Origin of the sequence: Alkalicoccus chagannorensis DSM 18086, from assembly GCF_000429725.1 — a bacterium.
Taxonomy (GTDB): Bacteria; Bacillota; Bacilli; order Bacillales; family Salisediminibacteriaceae; genus Alkalicoccus; species Alkalicoccus chagannorensis.
Genome location: NZ_AUCK01000023.1, coordinates 1 through 17833, shown reverse-complemented (window position 1 = coordinate 17833; position 17833 = coordinate 1). Strand labels below are relative to the sequence as shown.

The 17833-nt window shown below is 50.6% G+C and carries 22 protein-coding genes, 1 tRNA gene and 1 pseudogene; 4 read left to right on the top strand and 20 right to left on the bottom strand.

Annotated elements, in window-relative coordinates; all coding sequences use genetic code 11:
- Window positions 1–31: 31 nt before the first annotated feature.
- Both G477_RS19405 and G477_RS19400 read right to left on the bottom strand, forming a co-directional pair.
- Window positions 32–1867, bottom strand: coding sequence for a UbiD family decarboxylase (locus G477_RS19405; protein ID WP_051287939.1), 1836 nt, complete (start codon window positions 1865–1867; stop codon window positions 32–34).
- 27 nt (window positions 1868–1894) lie between these two features.
- Complete coding sequence (locus tag G477_RS19400) at window positions 1895–2473, bottom strand: class I SAM-dependent methyltransferase (protein WP_035211867.1); 579 nt, start codon at window positions 2471–2473, stop codon at window positions 1895–1897.
- Between the two features lie 86 nt (window positions 2474–2559).
- On the opposite strand from G477_RS19400, the gene G477_RS21390 reads away from it, so the two are divergent.
- From G477_RS21390 to G477_RS0110895, 3 genes are all read left to right on the top strand, one after another.
- Entirely contained in the window at window positions 2560–2721 is a 162-nt protein-coding gene (locus tag G477_RS21390; RefSeq protein ID WP_170203874.1) for a hypothetical protein, read from the top strand.
- A 47-nt stretch (window positions 2722–2768) separates the two neighbouring features.
- A tRNA-Ala gene (locus G477_RS0110905) sits at window positions 2769–2843 on the top strand.
- 760 nt (window positions 2844–3603) lie between these two features.
- Window positions 3604–5295, top strand: coding sequence for a BCCT family transporter (locus G477_RS0110895; protein WP_035211864.1), 1692 nt, complete (start codon window positions 3604–3606; stop codon window positions 5293–5295).
- Window positions 5296–5852: 557 nt separating this feature from the next.
- Here G477_RS0110895 and G477_RS0110885 read toward each other — a convergent pair.
- From G477_RS0110885 to G477_RS0110795, 18 genes are all read right to left on the bottom strand, one after another.
- A complete protein-coding gene (locus G477_RS0110885; protein ID WP_026697976.1) occupies window positions 5853–7211 on the bottom strand; it encodes a glucose-6-phosphate isomerase in 1359 nt (452 codons plus the stop codon).
- 158 nt (window positions 7212–7369) lie between these two features.
- Window positions 7370–8536 carry an iron-containing alcohol dehydrogenase gene (locus G477_RS0110880; RefSeq protein ID WP_026697975.1) on the bottom strand — a complete coding sequence of 389 codons (1167 nt, stop codon included), beginning with the start codon at window positions 8534–8536 and terminating at the stop codon, window positions 7370–7372.
- Window positions 8537–8845: 309 nt separating this feature from the next.
- Complete coding sequence (gene yugI / locus G477_RS0110875) at window positions 8846–9265, bottom strand: S1 domain-containing post-transcriptional regulator GSP13 (protein WP_026697974.1); 420 nt, start codon at window positions 9263–9265, stop codon at window positions 8846–8848.
- A 67-nt stretch (window positions 9266–9332) separates the two neighbouring features.
- Entirely contained in the window at window positions 9333–10523 is a 1191-nt protein-coding gene (locus G477_RS0110870) for an aminotransferase (RefSeq protein ID WP_026697973.1), read from the bottom strand.
- Window positions 10520–11023, bottom strand: a complete 504-nt coding sequence (locus G477_RS0110865) for an Lrp/AsnC family transcriptional regulator (RefSeq protein WP_026697972.1) — start codon at window positions 11021–11023, stop codon at window positions 10520–10522. The genes G477_RS0110870 and G477_RS0110865 overlap by 4 nt, the downstream gene beginning before the upstream one ends.
- 67 nt (window positions 11024–11090) lie before the next feature.
- Complete coding sequence (locus G477_RS0110860) at window positions 11091–11327, bottom strand: PLD nuclease N-terminal domain-containing protein (protein WP_026697971.1); 237 nt, start codon at window positions 11325–11327, stop codon at window positions 11091–11093.
- Between the two features lie 646 nt (window positions 11328–11973).
- Entirely contained in the window at window positions 11974–12330 is a 357-nt protein-coding gene (locus G477_RS0110850; protein WP_026697970.1) for a gas vesicle protein, read from the bottom strand.
- A 47-nt stretch (window positions 12331–12377) separates the two neighbouring features.
- Window positions 12378–12674, bottom strand: coding sequence for a gas vesicle protein K (locus tag G477_RS0110845; protein ID WP_026697969.1), 297 nt, complete (start codon window positions 12672–12674; stop codon window positions 12378–12380).
- Window positions 12667–12864: a gas vesicle protein gene (locus G477_RS19395; protein ID WP_035211861.1), complete on the bottom strand. Its 198-nt coding sequence runs from the start codon at window positions 12862–12864 to the stop codon at window positions 12667–12669. The genes G477_RS0110845 and G477_RS19395 overlap by 8 nt, the downstream gene beginning before the upstream one ends.
- A gap of 9 nt (window positions 12865–12873) precedes the next feature.
- Window positions 12874–13686: a GvpL/GvpF family gas vesicle protein gene (locus G477_RS0110835; protein WP_026697968.1), complete on the bottom strand. Its 813-nt coding sequence runs from the start codon at window positions 13684–13686 to the stop codon at window positions 12874–12876.
- Window positions 13683–13922 carry a gas vesicle protein GvpG gene (locus G477_RS0110830; RefSeq protein ID WP_026697967.1) on the bottom strand — a complete coding sequence of 80 codons (240 nt, stop codon included), beginning with the start codon at window positions 13920–13922 and terminating at the stop codon, window positions 13683–13685. Before G477_RS0110830 ends, G477_RS0110835 begins: the two co-directional genes overlap by 4 nt.
- Window positions 13919–14650 (bottom strand): GvpL/GvpF family gas vesicle protein, encoded by a 732-nt coding sequence (locus G477_RS0110825; protein ID WP_035211859.1) that lies wholly within the window; start codon window positions 14648–14650, stop codon window positions 13919–13921. The genes G477_RS0110830 and G477_RS0110825 overlap by 4 nt, the downstream gene beginning before the upstream one ends.
- Window positions 14651–14665: 15 nt before the next feature.
- Window positions 14666–14944: a gas vesicle protein GvpO gene (locus tag G477_RS0110820; protein WP_026697965.1), complete on the bottom strand. Its 279-nt coding sequence runs from the start codon at window positions 14942–14944 to the stop codon at window positions 14666–14668.
- Window positions 14945–15087: 143 nt separating this feature from the next.
- Complete coding sequence (gene gvpA, locus G477_RS19390) at window positions 15088–15351, bottom strand: gas vesicle structural protein GvpA (protein WP_035211857.1); 264 nt, start codon at window positions 15349–15351, stop codon at window positions 15088–15090.
- Between the two features lie 14 nt (window positions 15352–15365).
- Window positions 15366–15809, bottom strand: a complete 444-nt coding sequence (locus G477_RS0110810) for a YtxH domain-containing protein (RefSeq protein WP_026697964.1) — start codon at window positions 15807–15809, stop codon at window positions 15366–15368.
- A gap of 12 nt (window positions 15810–15821) precedes the next feature.
- Complete coding sequence (gene gvpU, locus G477_RS0110805) at window positions 15822–16211, bottom strand: gas vesicle accessory protein GvpU (RefSeq protein WP_026697963.1); 390 nt, start codon at window positions 16209–16211, stop codon at window positions 15822–15824.
- An 18-nt stretch (window positions 16212–16229) separates the two neighbouring features.
- Window positions 16230–16718 (bottom strand): GvpT/GvpP family gas vesicle accessory protein, encoded by a 489-nt coding sequence (gene gvpT / locus G477_RS0110800; protein WP_026697962.1) that lies wholly within the window; start codon window positions 16716–16718, stop codon window positions 16230–16232.
- Window positions 16715–17179 carry a hypothetical protein gene (locus G477_RS0110795; RefSeq protein WP_026697961.1) on the bottom strand — a complete coding sequence of 155 codons (465 nt, stop codon included), beginning with the start codon at window positions 17177–17179 and terminating at the stop codon, window positions 16715–16717. The genes gvpT and G477_RS0110795 overlap by 4 nt, the downstream gene beginning before the upstream one ends.
- 445 nt (window positions 17180–17624) lie before the next feature.
- On the opposite strand from G477_RS0110795, the pseudogene G477_RS0110790 reads away from it, so the two are divergent.
- A pseudogene (locus G477_RS0110790) lies at window positions 17625–17833 on the top strand (IS1634 family transposase); the annotation flags it as partial.

The window sequence follows — 17833 nt, the reverse complement described above, 5'->3', positions numbered from 1 at the left end:
AGACATATGCGGCCGCGTTGTTCACAAACTTTTAACTTCTCTCCTCCAGCTGCACATCTTTCTTCCACGGCGCGAGCGGACCGCCATCGTCAAAAAACCGCTTCACTTTTTCTTCCGTCTCTCGATCTGGAATAAGTGGAGGAGCGTGATGCGCTTTTCTTCGTGCATCAATAATCATCTGATCACATCCCCAGTGCTTATCCCTGGTTCCCGCATTCGTCCCGTGCATGTCCTGGGATGGGTTGCTTCTCGTAAATGTGGTCCAGACAAAATTGTCGATGGAAGCGGCGGTAAATGCCGCATCATCAGTAAGAATCAGCAGCGGCATTCCGTCCAGGCCGGAATGGTCCGACAGAGAGGCAGCAAAAGCCGATGCATCCGCCCCGTCCTGCAGCTCCAGCGCGGCGATGCCGGGCATGACGGTCTCTGCCTTCAGGACTTGATCATGCTCCTGCACAGCAGCAGGGATTTCCTTTTGAAGTTCCCGTTTCCTGCTCCCATAGGCCGCCAGGACGACTTTACTGCCCTCATTGAGCGTGCCGCTCGTATAGTCCAGCGTATCGATGGTCGTATTCGTGTGAAAATGAAGATCCCGCCGCAGATCCATCCGCTCGAGCATATACTGGAAAAATGCTTCTTCATCATCAGCAGATGGGCAGTCGCCGCCGGTAATCCAGACGTATTTTGCCAGACTCAGCTGTCCGGTACCGAGAATGCGGTGCGCAATGGTGAGCAGTTCTGCGGGCTTCTGCGTTTCTGCATAGGGGGTGTAGCGTTCGCTCCCGACAGCCAGCAGCAGAGGATGCACTCCTGCGGCGTCAACCGCATGTACCTCTTTTACGCCGGGTATTTCCTGCTTCACGGCGCCGCCGGTCAGCTCATGTATCATCGCGCCGAACGTCGTATCCTCCTGGGGAGGACGGCCGACGACAGTAAACGGCCAGACGGCATTCTCCCGGGCGTATACTTTGTCGATCCGGAGGACTGGAAAGTCGTGGGTCAGGCTGTAATAGCCGAGGTGGTCCCCAAAAGGGCCTTCCGGTTTCACTTCATCGTGATAGATCTCCCCCGTGATCACAAAATCTGCGTCCAGGCTGACGGCACTGCCATGCTCATCGTACGTATACCGGAACCGACGCCCTGCCAGCAGCCCGGCAAAAGTCAATTCACTGAGGCCTTCCGGCAGCGGCATGACTGCCGCGAGCGTATGAGCAGGCGGTCCGCCGACAAAGATACTGACTTTCAACGGTTTTCCGGCTGCTTTCGCTTTCGACTGATGGACGCCTATGCCGCGGTGGATCTGATAATGCATGCCGGCTTCCTTATTCAGATCAAATTCGTTCCCTGAGAGCTGCACCCGGTACATCCCGACATTGGCATTCATCACACCCGGTTTATCAGGATCTTCGGTATAGACCTGTGGAAGCGTGATAAAGGCCCCCCCGTCATCCGGCCAGTGCTGGATCAGCGGCAGATCCTCGACCTGTATTTCTTTCATATCCGACGCCTCCATCGACCTCCGTCTGAAGGGCAGTGCATTCAATGCGGCCAGCCCGCTGCCGACATGCCGCCACGGCTTTTTCATCGCTGCAGCCGGATCATTCCGGACTTCCATCACGTTCTTCACCGGTTCAAGGGTGCGGCGGAAAATAAATTCGCTTCGCTCGATCGTTCCGAATAAATTCGAAACAGCCGGATAGCTGCTTCCTTTGACGTTTTCAAAATAAAGGGCCGGACCCCCGGCTTCATACATTTTCAAATGAAGGGAGGCCATCTCCAGATGAGGATCCACTTCCTCCTGGATGCGCACGAGGTGTCCATGATGCTCAAGGTCATGTATAACTTCCTGGGTACTGCGGTAGATCATCGTCTAAGTCTTCCCTTCTGTATAGGATCACTGACGGTCAAGGGAGGCGTGAATGGAAAGAAGCACCCGTCCATCGACTGCTTCGAGGTGAAAACCGCCTGCAGCCATCAGTTTATCTGTCTCTCGATTTAAGTGACAGTTACCGCATACGTTCCGCCAGCAGGGCGTCAGCAGATCAGCCGCAGCTCCTCCCGCCGGGGGACGTACATGTTCCAGCAGCAGAATTTTTGCGCCCGGTGCTGCCGTGCGTTTGATCTCTTCGAGTGCCTGAAGCGGATCTTCTACTGAACAGAGTACCAGCTGCACAACAATCGTATCAAATGAATGATCTCCGAAAGGAAGCCGTTCTGCTTTCCCCTTCTGCACCATCCCCGGAAGACGGGATCGAAGCAGCCTGGGGAGGGAACGCTCCCGCATCCGGTCGTCCGGTTCTATGGCATCGAAGGAGGTCACGTGCGCTGGATAATGAGGGAAGCTGAGCCCGCTTCCGGACCCGATTTCCAGCACCCGTCCTGCCGCATGCCTGAGGAGTGCTTTGCGCTTCTTCTTTAAAACTGCCTGTTCCAAAGGCATCATCAACGGGTCGTATATTTTCGATAACAGCATAAGGTTCCTCCAGTAGTCTATGATTGCTTTCCGAGTTCCCATCCTTCTGATATAATATGCCGACAGAGAGATGAAGGAGGCAGAAGATGATAGAAGCAGTTATTTTTGCACTGACGATTTTTATCGGCTGGACGATGTTTGACTGGGTGAAACATAAAAAAATCATCAAAGAAAATGTCGTCAGCGGCTTTGTCACAGCCGTGGTTGCCGGTGCAGCCTGGTATATTCTATTTATACTTTTTTCATAAACCTCTTGTCAAAAATTCTCTCCTCTGCTATGATAATCATCGTGCACGGGGCCATAGTTCAGCGGGAGAATGCTTCGCTGGCAGCGAAGAGGTCGGGGGTTCGAATCCCCCTGGCTCCACCATACATAACGTACCAGCCGGCTGCGCCGGCTTTTTTTATGGCTTCAATGCCTGCACCTTCCAGCGATAGAAGCGCACACCGCCGCCATGCCGGGCGGCTTTTTCTACTTCACCTGCATTTCCCGGCTTTCGCATAGCGGCATGCCGTCAGGACCCGCTGTGCGTCAGAAGATTTACGCCGCCTGCCGTACTGGAGCTGCGTCTTCTCTCGTTAGTAATCAGAATCACGAGCAGAACTTTTTTTATACAGGACGTTTTTTTCCTGAAAGGAGAAGCTGGGTGCCTGCCTTTAGATAAAAAGGGAGCTGCCGGGCTTTTTCTGCTTCGGGGAGCTCCTGTGAACGATCGTTTTTTCGGATGACATTCCGGCAGCGCTCTTCGTCTGCCGGATTTTTATGTTTCATTATGTTTAAAATCTTATTTATTAGGTTACTGTATAGAGGCAGGAAGAAGACACAGATTCCCCGGAATCTGCATTTTCAAACGCAAATATCTATTTTTTGTACATTTTTTACATTTACAGCCCGCTGTATGTTCGTTATCCTTCTTTTATGCAGTCAGGCTACATCTGATTGCAAACTGTTACAGAGAACATACCGCCCGATCTTCCCGCGTTGGACGATGCGTTCGCGTCTTTCCGCAGAGCAGCACAAACACTGATTTCTTTACCGAACGACTACCCGAGTGGTAATACGGACAAAGCAGACTGCTGCTTGATCCTTATTATAAATAGTGTTCACATAAAATTCAGGAGGTGCTCGTATGCCAAAGGAACCGAAACAACGTCCGAAAGGATTGACGTCGTTCAGTGACACACTGAAAACACCCGTATTTATTATTTCTCTGATTCTTGCTTCTGCATTTGTCATTGTCGGGATCTCGCTTGGTGATACCTTTAACCAGGCTATGGATGCCACCTTTGACTGGACAACTACTTACTTAGGCTGGACCTTCATTTTAGGCGCCAGTATCTTCTTGATCGTCACTATCTTCCTCATACTTAGTCCAATAGGGGAAATTAAGCTTGGTGAGGACAATGAGAAACCGGAATATCCGCTGCCTGCCTGGTTCGCAATGCTCTTCAGCGCCGGGATGGGGATCGGCCTCTTATTCTGGGGCGTTTCTGAACCGCTGAACCACTATGACTGGCCGCCTTTCGGAGAAGGAGGAACGGAAGAAACCGTTCACCTTGCTCTGCAGTATTCGTTTTTCCATTGGGGCTTTCATCCATGGGCGATCTATTCCATCGTTGCTTGTGCCCTCGCTTACTTTTCCTATCGTAAAGGCCTGCCGATGCTTCTCAGCTCTACGCTGGAGCCGCTGCTCGGCCGGGATCGTCTGGACGGAGGTATCGGTAACACAGTCAACATTATCGGTGTCCTCGCAACCTTGTTTGGTATCTCCACGTCTCTCGGGCTTGGTGTTATGCAGATCGGCGGCGGCCTCGAGCAGCTGTTCGGCTGGGAAAACAGCGAAGGACTCTGGATTATGATTGTGGTCGTCGTCACAGCACTTGCAATCATTTCAACAACCACGGGGATTGATAAAGGGATCAAATGGCTGTCCCAGATCAACCTCGGTGTTGCAGGTATGTTGATGCTCTTTGTACTCATCCTCGGCCCAACACTCTTTATCTTCAATGCGTTCACTCATTCCACTGGGGCTTACCTGCAGAACCTGCTGTCGATGTCCTTCGGTATTGACGCAGCCGGGGAAGGGACAGAAGGCTGGTATGATGCCTGGACCATTTTCTATTGGGCATGGTGGATTGCCTGGGCACCGTTTGTCGGTTCCTTTATTGCCCGTGTCTCCCGCGGCCGGACCATCCGCAGCTTTGCGATCGGGGTCATGCTCGTTCCAACTGTCGGAAGTATGATGTGGTTTAGTGTATTCGGTGGTGCAGCCTTGTTTGAACAGCACTTCGGCGGCATCGATATTTTGGATGAGGTACTGGCGGATGAAGCACAGGGATTCTTTGCCCTGCTGAATGAATTCCCGCTGTCGACCCTGCTCATTGCAGTAGCAATGCTGTCTGTCACCGTTTTCTTTGTCACTTCTTCCGACTCCGGTACGTACGTCATCGGCATGCTCACCTCTAAAGGGAATCCGCTGCCGCCGACACGCCTGCGTATCACATGGGGGATCATGGAAGGCCTGTTTGCGATCGTGCTGCTTCTTGCCGGTGGTCTTACCGCCCTGCAGACCGCCTCGCTGGTCGGAGGATTTCCATTCATGATCATTATGCTCCTCATGGTCTACTGTCTGCTCAAAGCACTGTTTACTGAATTGAGAGACGGCTCCCTGCCTGTCGAACGCCAGCGTATTTACGCAGCTCTGGAGGATCTCCGAGCGGAACGGAAGCTGGAAGACGATGTTCTCGTAGAAGAACCTGATAATATCATGGACGAAGACGAAGCACGCGAACTCAAGAAAGAAGAGGAAGAAGGAAAATAACGAATGCATGCCTCCTCTTTCCTGTTTTCTGATCGGCCGGGTCAACTTCCGGCAGCCGTAGAAAACAGAAGTGGAAGAAAACAATCGCTGCGGGCATGGAACCCGCGGATGGAAAATCAGCATGCAGCTGCATCACCATGAACGTCAGGCAGGAGGCACATCGGTGATGCAGCTGTTCCTGAATAAGGCACACTCCAGGTGTTTAAGAGAGTTCTCCCGGAACAGGAGAACTCTCTTTTCTCTTTCAGCAGACAAATGCCAGCGAGGAAACACTGCCTTTCGCTCCAAACGAAAGCGGCGAGGGATGCCTCAAAGATGTCGTACACTGTCCCGCTCCATGCAGGACTCTCTCTATGAAAGCTCATTGTTTCTTGTTCTAAAGGTTTTTAGAAAGAAGAACAGACCCTCGTCCTCCCCTCGCGAACGACAAGGCCATCGTCATCCTGCTGTGACGTCTTTCCCACAAAGTCAAACAAGCGCGGTATGTCACATGATGACATACCGCGCTTGTTGTACCGATCCGGCAGGCTTTCAGACCGGACTTCTGCTGATTACGATTAGTCCTGCTGACGCAGACGCTGTTCGAGCTCCTTTTTTTCTTCTTCAAAACCTGGCTTCCCGAGCAGGGCAAACATGTTTTTCTTGTATGCTTCCACTCCCGGCTGATCAAATGGATTCACTCCGAGCAGGTATCCACTGATCCCGACCGCTTTTTCAAAGAAATAGATCAGCCAGCCGTAATGGTATTCATTCAGTTCCGGAATCTCAATGACAAGGTTGGGAACTCCCCCGTCAATATGGGCCAGCATCGTTCCCTGATAAGCTTTGTCATTCACAAATCCCATAGACTCGCCCGTCAAATAGTTGAGTCCGTCGAGGTCATCCTTGTCTTTACCGATCGTGACGGTTTCTTTTTCGCTGCCGACATGGAGTACGGTTTCAAACAACTGACGACGCCCGTCCTGCACATATTGACCGAGCGAGTGCAGATCGGTGGAGAAGTCTGCAGCAGCCGGAAACAGCCCTTTTCCGTCTTTTCCTTCGCTCTCTCCGTACAGCTGCTTCCACCATTCTCCTGTATAGTGAAGTGCTGGTTCATAGTTGACCATCAGTTCAATCGTTTTCCCTTTTTGATAGAGAGCATGACGGACTGCTGCATACTGATATGCTTCGTTATTCTCGATGTCCGCGTCAGCGTATGCATTCCGGGCATCTGCTGCTCCTTTCATCATCTGATCAATATCGAGACCGGCTGCAGCAATCGGAAGAAGGCCTACCGCTGTGAAAATGGAAAATCGGCCGCCCACGTCATCCGGAATGACAAAGGATTCATAGCCTTCTTCGTCAGCAAGCTGCTTCAATGCGCCTTTCTGCTTGTCGGTTGTCGCATAAATACGCCGGCGCGCTTCCTCTGTGCCATATTTATTCTCCAGAAATTCCCTGAAATAACGGAAGGCAATGGCTGGTTCGGTTGTAGTTCCGGACTTGGAAATCACATTGACGGAGACATCCTTGTCTTTCACCAGCTCCATCAAATGCTTGGCGTACGTGGAACTGATGTTATTGCCTGCATAGAAAATCTGCGGGGCACCGCGCTGGTCGCCGCCAAGTTCGTTGTAGAACGTGTGCGTCAATGCTTCAATGGCAGCCCGGGCACCCAGATACGAGCCGCCGATACCGATGACGATTAGTACGTCCGAATCAGACTTGATTTTTTCTGCTGCCTGTTTAATACGGGCGAACTCTTCCTGGTCATAGTTCACGGGCAGGTCAATCCATCCAAGGAAGTCGCTTCCAGCTCCCGTCCCGTTGTGGAGGTCCTCATGCGCTCCTGTTACCGCGCGCTGCAGCTGGTCGATTTCTGTCTGCTGCAGCTCGCCTGCCGCCTGTGAATAATCAAAACGGATCGTATTCATAAGTCACGTCTCCTTTAGATTCATTTTCATTTCTCTTTCACTTTATAAAAAGGAGCCCCGGGTTGCAAGCCCCCGGGGCAATGAATTCGGATTCACGGACGATTCTTTTTTCGGTCCGGCCGCGGTGAGACCCGCAGCCGCATCCTCCCTCGTCTCCGTTACTTGGAGGCTTCGAGGATATCGAGTACATCCTTTTTGTTCAGCTTGTTGAAATTACCGAAAGGCCCGTTGATCATCGCTTTGTCTGCCATTTCATCAAAGCGGCTCTCGTCGATGTCATAGTCTGCCAGCCGCGACGGCGCGCCGAGCGACTGCCAGAACTGTTCCAGCTTTTGAATGCCTTCTTCAGCCAGCTGGTCTTCCGATTTTCCAGCGGGTGCAATGCCCCAGACGCGCTCGGCGAGCTGGACGAGTTTTCTCCTGCCGAGCTTTCGATGATGACGCATCCACTGCGGAAAGAGAATCGCGAGACCTCCTGCGTGCGGAATGTCATAAACAGCCGAAACGGCATGCTCAATGTTATGCGAAGCCCAGTCTCCCCGGACACCCATCTGCAGCGTGCCGTTCAAGGCAATCGTACCGGCATAGAGCACGACCGCTCTCCGCTCTTTATCCTCCAGGTTCTGCACGAGCCCCGGCGCTGTCTCGATGACTGTTTTCAGAACAGCTTCACACATATGCTCCTGCAGAGGTGTGGTCTCCTGCGGATGGAAATACTGCTCCAGTACGTGCGTCATCATATCGACGATGCCGTAAACGGTATGATTTTCAGGAACCGAGAGCGTATTCAACGGATCCAGAATGGAAAAGGCCGGGAAGACGTGCGGACTGCCCCATCCGTATTTTTCGTGCGTTTCCCAGTTTGTAATAACAGAACCTGCGTTCATTTCCGAACCGGTTGCTGCAAGCGTCAAGATGGTTCCAAATGGAAGGGCATCTGCTGCCTGTGCTTTTTTCGTGACCAGATCCCACACATCGCCATCATATTTACTGCCTGCTGCAATCGCTTTGACAGCATCAATGACGCTGCCACCGCCGACCGCAAGCAGGACATCCACGTCATGCTCCCGTGCCGTCTCAATGCCCTTTCTAACCGTACTAAGCCGGGGATTGGGCTCCACGCCGCCGAGTTCATGCACCTCTAAGCCGTGCTCCTGCAGCAGGCTCGTCACTTCATCGTACAATCCGTTCTTTTTGATGCTTCCTCCACCATATACGAGCAGTACACGCGTGCCGAACTGTTTCAATTCCTCCGCAAGGTGTTCCTGCACCTGGCCTTCGCCAAAAATCAATTTCGTTGGATTCCGATATACAAATGAGTCCATGTCTGACCCTCCTCTGATGATCTATCGTCTACTATTATTCTATAGAGTCCCTTGAGACGCAAAGAAAACGACGCTCATCTTTTCTAAGCGCTATTCACGCTCCATGCGGAAAGGACGAAACCGCGCGCAGCAGCACGGCAGGCGATTATGGATCCTCCCTCTCCGTAGGTGTCGCTTGCATCGACAGAGGTCGGCAGGCCAGAATCTTTCCCCAACATTTATTTTAGAACCGAAAAAAAGAACCGCTTCCCCCGAAGGAGAAACAGTTCTTTTTAATAGGAAGTGTATTCAGTAATTACAACTGGGATCTTACTTCTTGATACGCTTGTTGAGGTCTGCCTGAATTTCGTTTGACTGCTTGAGCCAATCTTTAAGCTTGTCTTCCAGCGTGTTGAAGCCTTGTGGCTGACTCTGCTGCTGGTTGTTTTGACGACGAGGACCGCCGCCTCCACCGCCGCCGCCCTGGCGTTCTGGACGCTCCGGCTTCGGCTGTGTTTCTTTAATAGAAAGAGAGATTTTACCGGACTCTTCGTCTACGGATAGAATCTTCACTTTCACTTGATCTCCGACAGACAGCTCTTCGTTGATGTCTTTCACATAACCGTGAGCGATGTGAGAGATGTGGACGAGTCCCTGCTTCTTCTCATCAAGTGCAACAAACGCACCAAACGGCTTGATTCCAGTTACCTTACCTTCAACAATACTTCCTGCTTCGTATTGACCTGACATGCAAACAACTCCTAAATATTTTTTAACTGTGTAATTATAACACGTTTTTTCAAAAAAACAAAGTCCTCTAAGATTCTTTCTTTACGCGCGCGGTAAACCGCCCGATTCTCGCTGCGGCTTCCTCCAGCTGACTCATCGAAGCAGCGTAGGAGCAGCGGACATGCCCTTCCCCGCCGGCTCCAAACACGTGTCCCGGGACAACCGCGACGCGCTCTTCCAGCAGAAGCCGCTCGGCGAACTGCTCGGAGCTGAGGCCGGTCGATTCAATGGACGGAAAGGCATAGAACGCACCGCCGGGTTTATGACAGGACAATCCGGCTTCGCGGAGAGACCGGACAAAGTAATTCCGACGGTGCCGGTAACTGACGACCATCTCTTCCATTTCTTCCTGCCCGCTCTGCATCGCTTCCAACGCCGCGTACTGGGCCATCGTCGAAGCGCACATCATCGCATACTGGTGGATTTTGAGCATAGCGGCGGCATACGGCTCCGGGGCGCAGACGTATCCGACGCGCCATCCTGTCATGGCGAAGGATTTGGAAAAGCCGCTGATGAGGATCGTTCTCTCCCACATGCCTTCCAATGCTGCTGTGCTCACGTGTTCTTCATCATAGGCAAGCTCTGCGTAAATTTCGTCAGACAGCACAACGAGATCGTGTTCTTTGACCACATCCGCTACCGCCTGCAGTGCTCCGCCGTTCATTACCGCACCGGTCGGGTTGTTCGGAAAAGAGAGCATCAGCGCCCGCGTCCGCGGCGTGATTCTGCTCCTGATATTCTCTGCCGTCACTGCAAAATCATCTTTCATGAACGTCGGCACAGGCACAGGAACACCGCCTGCCAGCGTCACGAGCGGCGCATAGGACACAAAGCAAGGCTCAACTATCAGCACTTCATCTCCTGGGTTTACAACGGTTCTGACAGCAATATCCAGCCCTTCACTGGCTCCGACCGTTATGACAACCTCTGACTCCGGGTCGTACTCGGTCTGAAAACGATCGTCCAAATAACGGCTTACTTCCCTGCGCAGCTCGATCAGTCCAGCATTCGCCGTATAGGCAGTCAATCCTCGTTCAAGGGAATGGATACTCGCTTCACGGACACTCCAAGGCGTCGTAAAATCAGGTTCCCCGACACCAAGAGAGATAATGTTATCCATCGATGATGCCAAATCAAAAAAACGACGGATGCCGGACGGGGCGATGCTGTCTACAGCATTGGAGAGCTGTACGTGATGACTGGAGGACACGTTTGTCATGGCGATACCACCATTCGATGATCTTCATCATCGTCTTCATCAAAGATAATGCCATCGTGTTTGTACTGCTTCAGGCGGAAGTGGGTTGTTGTTGAAATAACCGACTCCAGCGTAGATAACTTTTCTGAAACAAAATTCGCGATCTCTGACATCGTTTTGCCTTCGATCACGACAGATAAATCGTACGTGCCGGACATCAGGTAGCAGGCTTTCACTTCATGGAAGCGATAAATCCGCTCTGCCACTTCATCAAACCCCACGCCGCGCTGCGGTGTGACTTTCACGTCGATCATCGCGGTCACCATTTCAGCGCCGGAGGCTTTCGTCCAATCTATAATAGCAGAATACCCGTGAATCACTTTCCGCTCTTCCAGTTCTCTAAGCATGCCCTTGACGTCGTTCATTGGCAGATCCAGCATTTTAGCCAGTTTCTCTGCAGGCATTCTTCCTTCTCTTTCAATCAGCAATAATAGTTCTCGTTCTTTTTCCGTCATGATGATTTCCCTCCCTGCTTCTCTCATTTTACAGCAGGCTCAAGTGTGCATCCATAGCTGAAACGAAATAGTTTTAATTTTCAGGCTCCTGCTTCGTCGATGATGCCTTATTTCTTCCAAATATAAAGTAGATGATTGGGCCGACGAAATTGATAAAGACAATCACCAACACCCAGATCACCCGCTGTTTCTTCGTCATATCCTGCCTGACACAGGAAATTAATGCAGCCAATGTAAGCGCAAAATCTACTAGTACAAACGGTATCGCATATTCCAGCGGAAACTGTTCCATGCCTTCCGGTGTATTCATGTTTCACCCACCTCCCGAGGGATATCGTATCACACTCCGTCCTGCTGCCGCTGAACAAAAACGCGCAGCGTCTTTTGGTCGGAACGGCGTGCATCGTCGCTGCAGGCTTTTCAAGGGAAGAACAGGTTCTACGTTCTTCCCGCTCAGCGTACGATGCCGCCGTCCCCTTGTATGAAAAGTTATACATTCCTATCCTGGAACAAAAAACGCAGAGCGCCTTTTGGTCGGAACGGCGTGTTCCGCAGGTTCTTAGAGGGAAGCATGCGGGCTTCCTGCTTGCCTCGCAGCCGACATAGCGCCGTCAAACGTACACATTCTTATCATCTGAGAAAAAAGAGCGAGGCAGACGAGGGTACGTGCTGCCATCATCCAAGGGACGATGCTCCGCTGAGGGGCGGGCCGCTTCATCACCCGGCAGGAGAAGCGCCTGGAACGTGCAGGAGGGCTTTTGATCTGCTGGAAGGAGGCCAGGTGTTACATACAGAAAAAGCCCGTCAGAAGGCTGTTCCAACGGGCTGTGTGCATATTCTTTTTTGACGACCGCCGGAAGTCATCCGCTCCCGGTGCGTCATGATACACCTCTCCGACATCGTCCATCAGAAAACTCCGTTCTTCACCGATGCAGACGGTCCGCATCGACTCACGATCAACTGGACGACTCCTCCGAGTCCGCTTTACCAGAAGCGGAAGCCTCTTCTTCCTTGTCGTTACCGGATGGCTGTGACTGGCTCTCCAGTTTTTCGAGCCGTTCCCTCAGCTCGCGGTTTTCTTCTTCCAGGCGGTTGTCTTTCGCCGCATTAGACGAAAAGTAAGGATCTGTTTCCCACCAGTCCATGCCGACTTCCTTCGCTTTATCTACAGAAGCGATGAACAGCCGGATGCGGATCGTGATCAGTTCGACTTCAGCCAGATTGATCGAGATATCTCCGGCGATGATCACCCCTTTATCCAGCACCGTTTCGAGAACATCCACCAGGCTGTTCGATCCGAGCGGGGTTTTCATTACATTACGTTCTTCCATGTGAACACTCCTTTAAAATATCGCGGCTGCTACAGCAGGTTCCCGAGAGGACCGAGGTCGATGTTCAAATCTTCATCGGACAAGTTGAAATAGGATTTCATTTCTTCCATTTTCTCTTCCAGGTTCATCAACGCTTCGCCGAGGCGTTCCACTTCTTCTTCCGAAAGAGAGCCGCTGTCCACGCGCGCCATGGCCTGTCGTTCCACCAGATCACGAAGCAGCTCGATCACTGTAAGCACGAGCTGGGCGAGTCCTTCTTCTGCCTTTTCCGGATCCAGTGCAATATGTCCACTGTTGGTTCTTGTTGTCAGTTCTCCGTTACTCAACTTCCTCCACTCCTTTCTCTGCCGGCTTCTGCAGTGTATCCACTGCGGAAATGAGCAGACGCAGATCAATATAGACAAGGTCAATATCGGCGATGGAGAGCATGATATCCCCTTTTACAACAACACCCTTCTGGAGGACGGCATCCAGAACGTCCACCAGCGCAACTTCTTTGTCTCTGTCTAAAGCCATAGCTCCTCCTTAGTCCGGTTTTTCCATCTGAGGCAGCACAGCAAAGTGATAGGCAGGCCATGGCCCGGTAGCTTCCACGATGATTCCCTGATGTTCATAGTCGTCCTGAAAAGAACGGACGAGCGCTTCTACCTCTTTCAACTGTTCCTCCCCGGCAAGCAGGTACACACCGTTCCAGAACATTTCTTCTTTTCTGCCGCTTGCCTGACGGCTCCAATTTTTCTTCGACGACGCTTTCTTTGTCAGCTGCTGCAGCTGCTCATGCAGTTCGTGCGCCTTTTTTTTCAGCTCCTCCTCCGACGCATTCTCCAGCCACTCTTTCAGCTTCCGCTTCTCAAAAAACTGCTTTCCTTTCGGCATCGCTTCTATCTCTTTGATCCGATCCTGCAGAAGGTCGGAGTCATTCTTCATATAAGTATTGTATTGATCTTTATCGACGAAAAGTTTGATGCTCCACTCTTCTGTCCCTTCCAGCTCTTCAAACAGCTCATGCATCGCATCCTGATAAAAGCGGGCAGTCTCTTCGACATTCTGATAGTTTTCATACACGGTGCCGAACGTGAGGGGGATGACCTGGCCCTGCTTGTAAAGATGCTGAACGATATCATGATGATGAAACGCCTTTTCTTTCAGCCATTGCACGTCTTCTACTTGTTTCTGCAGCGCAGCTTCTCCGTACACGTCGGGTGAGACTTCCGTGTAAACCACGGTGATCCGCTCCTCAGCTGCATATTTTACATCGTCCCCATCGATGCCGGCAGCTTCCGGATAATCAATGCCGACATCCGTCGGCATGAATCCATATACATAGTAATAACTCATTCCTGCTCCCCTTCCATCTCCATCCGCTTTGCATTCTCATAACGCTCCAGGAGCACAGCTTCTTCTTCTTCGTATGCTTCCTCTGATATTTCGCCAAGCTCCAGAAGCATCTGCAGCTGAACCAGTTTTTTTTGGATCGTTTCCAGGTCGTACAGCTCCTGATCTACTTCATCTTTCACCTTCCGCCCGACGAACAGCACGGTGTCGAGAGGCCAGGTGAACAGCTTTTTAATCATGATCCTGACGCCTTCACTTGAATATCAATAAAGTTATATGCCGGCCATGGTCCGGTGTAGGTGAAGGAGATATGATCTCCCCACTCCTCATACAGCTCATTGACTTTCTTATCAAACGTTTCTTCTTTCTCGTAGTCAAGCAGAAAGGCAGCGTTCAACAGCATACGGGGATCTACGACTTCATTCGACTTGGCCGCGTCCGCAACAGCAGCGAGAGGGCGGAATACTTCCTGATCAAATTTCTTCTGAAAACGCTCCACCCATGCTTTCGAAGCTTCGCCGGCCTCAATCTGCTGATACATGTGGCCGTTGCCTTTCCCAGCATGTTTCTGCAGCTGCTTATCACCAGCCGCCTGCTCCTGCAGCCATTCTTTTGATGCGGTGAGCTTCAGCCCGACCTCCATTTTGTTTTTTATCTTTGGAAATACGCGCTGAAACTCCGGCCTCAACTGCGAAAGAAACTTTTTGACATCTTTCTCAGACTCAACGACATTGCCGAAGCTGACCGGGATGACAGAGTGATACTTCATGATTTCCTGCACGCCCTTCTGGTGACCTTTGGCATTCTCCCTGCTCGGCACGTAGACTTGGACGGGAGCTTTTGCGCAGATCACCGACATGTCTTTTACAGGAACCGACGTCACCTTGCACGTTTTGCCGGCCAGCTTAATGTCGGGGTATGTTCGTTCTTCCGCTTCTGGTATGACTCCCAATAAATAGAATCCCATACCGACAGACCTCCCTTATGCTTCTTCCTTTTCTTTCTCCTCGATCGTGGATGTCCGCTTACGGAGACCAATGCGTTCGAAAGAGGTGACTTCCATTTTGTTGTTCAATCTTACCTGATACATGCCGATCAACTGGTCCCTTCCGTATCGTTTCATGTATTCTTTTTCCTCGATGACTTCCACACCCGCTTCCACATAGTTCCCTTTGTTGTTGACAGAGGTTATTCGGTGTACGGGGTTCAGATGTTCTTCAAAAAATTCTTTCACTACCTTCATTACTTCATCCGCTTTCATGGTAATTCCTCCAGTCTGTGTGGTGTTTTCGATGGAACAGCCGGCGTCAGGAGATCCGGCTTTGGAAAAAGTGCCACCAGAAGTGCATATCTTCTGATGGCACTCAGCCGTTCAACGACAGTTGAAGCGTGAAGTGTTCTTTATCAGGCGAAGTTCAGCTGCTCTCGTCCGCCTTGAGCTACGTCAGGATCGATTTCACCCTGTACTTCGTCTCGGAGAAGGCCGACAGCCTCTGCATATCGGAGCCATGTATCCACACTTGCAATAACAACACGGGCTTCAATCGTGATCAGCTCAATACCTACGAGAGAGATGCGGGCATAGAGGTCAATAACAATACCTTTGTCCAGGATACGGTCGATGATGTCTGCAAGACTGGACGAATCAGTTGATTTTTGAATAGCCATTATAGATCCACTCCTTAAGGTTTTTTAATGTGTGCGGCCCCTTTGACGCGGCTCGCACCTTTTACTCCGGAATACCCTTTAATGTCACTCACCATCTTAATCCCATCGTCTGAGGATTCGCTCTGGCTTGTGAGAGCATTGTCCATCACTTCTTCCTTCGCATTTTCAGCTTGGTTTTTCAGCTCTTCTTTGGCATCTTCTGCTTTGGAGAGCGCTTTTTCTTTCGTCTCCTGCAGCTTGTCACCAGCTTCGTCAACACTTTCCTTGATTTCTTCTTTTGCTTCTGAAGCGTGCTCAAACTTGTCGTAGACATGCTTGGCGATATTCGCCGCTGTCCCGACACTATCGGCAGTGTCACTTTCTTTCTGAATGTCTTTGCCGGCTTTCTTCACAGACTTTTTTGCCTGCTTTTTCAGCACTTTTGCTTTCTCCTGGAGATCTTCTTTATCCTCTGACACGGCACACCTCCTCTACGTTCTCTCCAGGGCGCCGAGGAAAAAGCCATCTACTTCTTTCAGCTGTCCCCGCCAGAGAACGGTATCGGTATTCGGAACGGCATTTCCGGAAGGGTCATAGATACGTGCACCTTTCAGATGGATATAGCTGATGTCGGAATCTGATGCAGCATCCAGCCTTTCCAGTGCACGGTCCAGCTGACTCCGGATATGTTCATCCTGTTCGTGACCGCCTTCAAATTCTTTCTTCAATTCTTCAAAATAATCCGATACACCTGCCAGCGTGCCACTGATCAGCAGTCCACCGGTATTTAACGTCACAGCAATTTCATAGTCGCTGCTCTCATTCACTGCGTCGATCATTAACTGAAGTATAACATCTTTCTCCTTCACGATACCCGGCATTATCGGTTCCCCTTTTCCTTAAGAACTTTTTTTCCGGCTGGAAGAAGATTTTGCTACCTTCGTGCTGCGCTGCTCTCCGCCTTCACTGTCTTCCTGGCTCAGGACCTGCTCAAGCTTTTCTTCAAGCTCATCGATCCGGCTCCGCAGCTGTTCGTTCTCTTTTTCTGCATTTTTTGCAGCACGCTTGGATTGACCCCGGTTCTTTCGGGTGGAGCTTTCGGTTTCCTCTTCTGCACTTTCTTCCTGCTCCTCCTCTTCTTCCTCATCACCGTTGTCTCGCTGGAACAGAGCACCAGTCAGCTTCTTCGTATTCTCGGTCGTCTTGTCTTTCCACTCAGAGGCCAGAGCACTACCTTTTTCCTTTAATTCGTCAAAATCCACCTCCTCCAGCTTTTCTTTTAATTTCTCCCTGTTTTTGGGACAGAGATAATAACCGGCTGTTCCGCCTATCAATGCTCCGGTTACTGTACATTTTATTGTTCCCGGCTTTTTCTTTTCTTCACTCATGATTCATCCTCCTTTTCCTCGTTCTCTGCATCTTCATCGTCTTCATCATCTTCCTCGAGAAGTTTACTGAGCATCGTTTCAATACGCTGCAGCCGCTCATCCAGATCTTCCTGATCTTTTTTGAGCGCTTCTACTTCCTCCTCCGTTCCGTCTTCTTCATCAGAAGCACCTTCTTTGGATGCGGATGTAGTATCTGGTGAAGGGAGCACATTTTTAATGAATCTGCCCCCTGGTACCTTATCTTCTACCTGGGACTGCACTTCGGATAAGAAATAGTTTTGTGCCGATGAAAAGAGATGGGTGCCGATTGCTTTTCCTGCTGGAGAGGTTGCCGTAAAAACAGCCGCTTTCCGTGCTTTTGGACTGGAGTAGAGCAGTCCGAGCGCCGCTCCTGCCACAGAACCAGCTGCAATACAGGAAACCGTGTCGTTAGGTAATGGGGATTTTTTCTTGTCAGCCAAGATGGTACCTCCTTCCATGATTACTGTTTACCTATTACCTATAAGACTTTCGTTAAAACGCCAATTTGCATAAATCCCTTTTTTTCCTTTATAAATGAATCCCTATATCAGTTCATTCGTAAATGAATTCACCCGCAGAAGCCCTGCTTCAATTGAAGCTCAATGATAATCAACATATGGTCATTTGTGATTCTGTTCAAAGGACACACCAGCTCAGAAGGAATAAGCTCAGCAGATTGAACAAGCACACTTCTTCGAACGGAGAACATCCAAGCATGTCCATACAAACCACAGTGCGGAGCGCCTTTTTCCTGACTTTTGCAGTTTTATCGAAATAAATAAGCGGTAACCCTTGAGACAGTAAGGGTTACCGCTTATTTATTATTTTTATTATTGTATTATGAATGTATATATGTTATGGTTGTTATAAGGAGGCGAGCATCTTATGAACATGCAGGTTTATCAATCAAGAGGCAAAGAATACGTCCGGATTATTGAATCCTTTCGTGATCCTCAGACGAAGAAACCGAAGGTGCGCGTCCTCGAAAATTTCGGTAATAAAGAGGAACTGCTTGCCTCTAACCCTCATGCACTTGAAGAGATTGAAGCAAAAGTCCAGCGCATGAGAGCAGAAAAGCAGGATTACTATCGTAC

Coding starts and splice junctions, on each gene's coding strand:
- G477_RS0110830 (WP_026697967.1), bottom strand. CDS start 13,922: ATGATTAAAAAGCTGTTCACCTGGCCTCTCGACACCGTGCTGTTCGTC.
- G477_RS21390 (WP_170203874.1), top strand. CDS start 2,560: ATGATAGAAGCAGTTATTTTTGCACTGACGATTTTTATCGGCTGGACG.
- G477_RS0110835 (WP_026697968.1), bottom strand. CDS start 13,686: ATGAGTTATTACTATGTATATGGATTCATGCCGACGGATGTCGGCATT.
- G477_RS0110885 (WP_026697976.1), bottom strand. CDS start 7,211: ATGAATACGATCCGTTTTGATTATTCACAGGCGGCAGGCGAGCTGCAG.
- gvpA (WP_035211857.1), bottom strand. CDS start 15,351: ATGGCTATTCAAAAATCAACTGATTCGTCCAGTCTTGCAGACATCATC.
- yugI (WP_026697974.1), bottom strand. CDS start 9,265: ATGTCAGGTCAATACGAAGCAGGAAGTATTGTTGAAGGTAAGGTAACT.
- G477_RS0110825 (WP_035211859.1), bottom strand. CDS start 14,650: ATGGGATTCTATTTATTGGGAGTCATACCAGAAGCGGAAGAACGAACA.
- G477_RS0110880 (WP_026697975.1), bottom strand. CDS start 8,536: ATGGACTCATTTGTATATCGGAATCCAACGAAATTGATTTTTGGCGAA.
- gvpT (WP_026697962.1), bottom strand. CDS start 16,718: ATGAGTGAAGAAAAGAAAAAGCCGGGAACAATAAAATGTACAGTAACC.
- G477_RS19395 (WP_035211861.1), bottom strand. CDS start 12,864: ATGGCTTTAGACAGAGACAAAGAAGTTGCGCTGGTGGACGTTCTGGAT.
- G477_RS0110820 (WP_026697965.1), bottom strand. CDS start 14,944: ATGAAAGCGGATGAAGTAATGAAGGTAGTGAAAGAATTTTTTGAAGAA.
- G477_RS19405 (WP_051287939.1), bottom strand. CDS start 1,867: ATGATCTACCGCAGTACCCAGGAAGTTATACATGACCTTGAGCATCAT.
- G477_RS0110850 (WP_026697970.1), bottom strand. CDS start 12,330: ATGAAAACCCCGCTCGGATCGAACAGCCTGGTGGATGTTCTCGAAACG.
- G477_RS0110860 (WP_026697971.1), bottom strand. CDS start 11,327: ATGAATACACCGGAAGGCATGGAACAGTTTCCGCTGGAATATGCGATA.
- G477_RS0110870 (WP_026697973.1), bottom strand. CDS start 10,523: ATGACAAACGTGTCCTCCAGTCATCACGTACAGCTCTCCAATGCTGTA.
- G477_RS19400 (WP_035211867.1), bottom strand. CDS start 2,473: ATGCTGTTATCGAAAATATACGACCCGTTGATGATGCCTTTGGAACAG.
- G477_RS0110895 (WP_035211864.1), top strand. CDS start 3,604: ATGCCAAAGGAACCGAAACAACGTCCGAAAGGATTGACGTCGTTCAGT.
- gvpU (WP_026697963.1), bottom strand. CDS start 16,211: ATGCCGGGTATCGTGAAGGAGAAAGATGTTATACTTCAGTTAATGATC.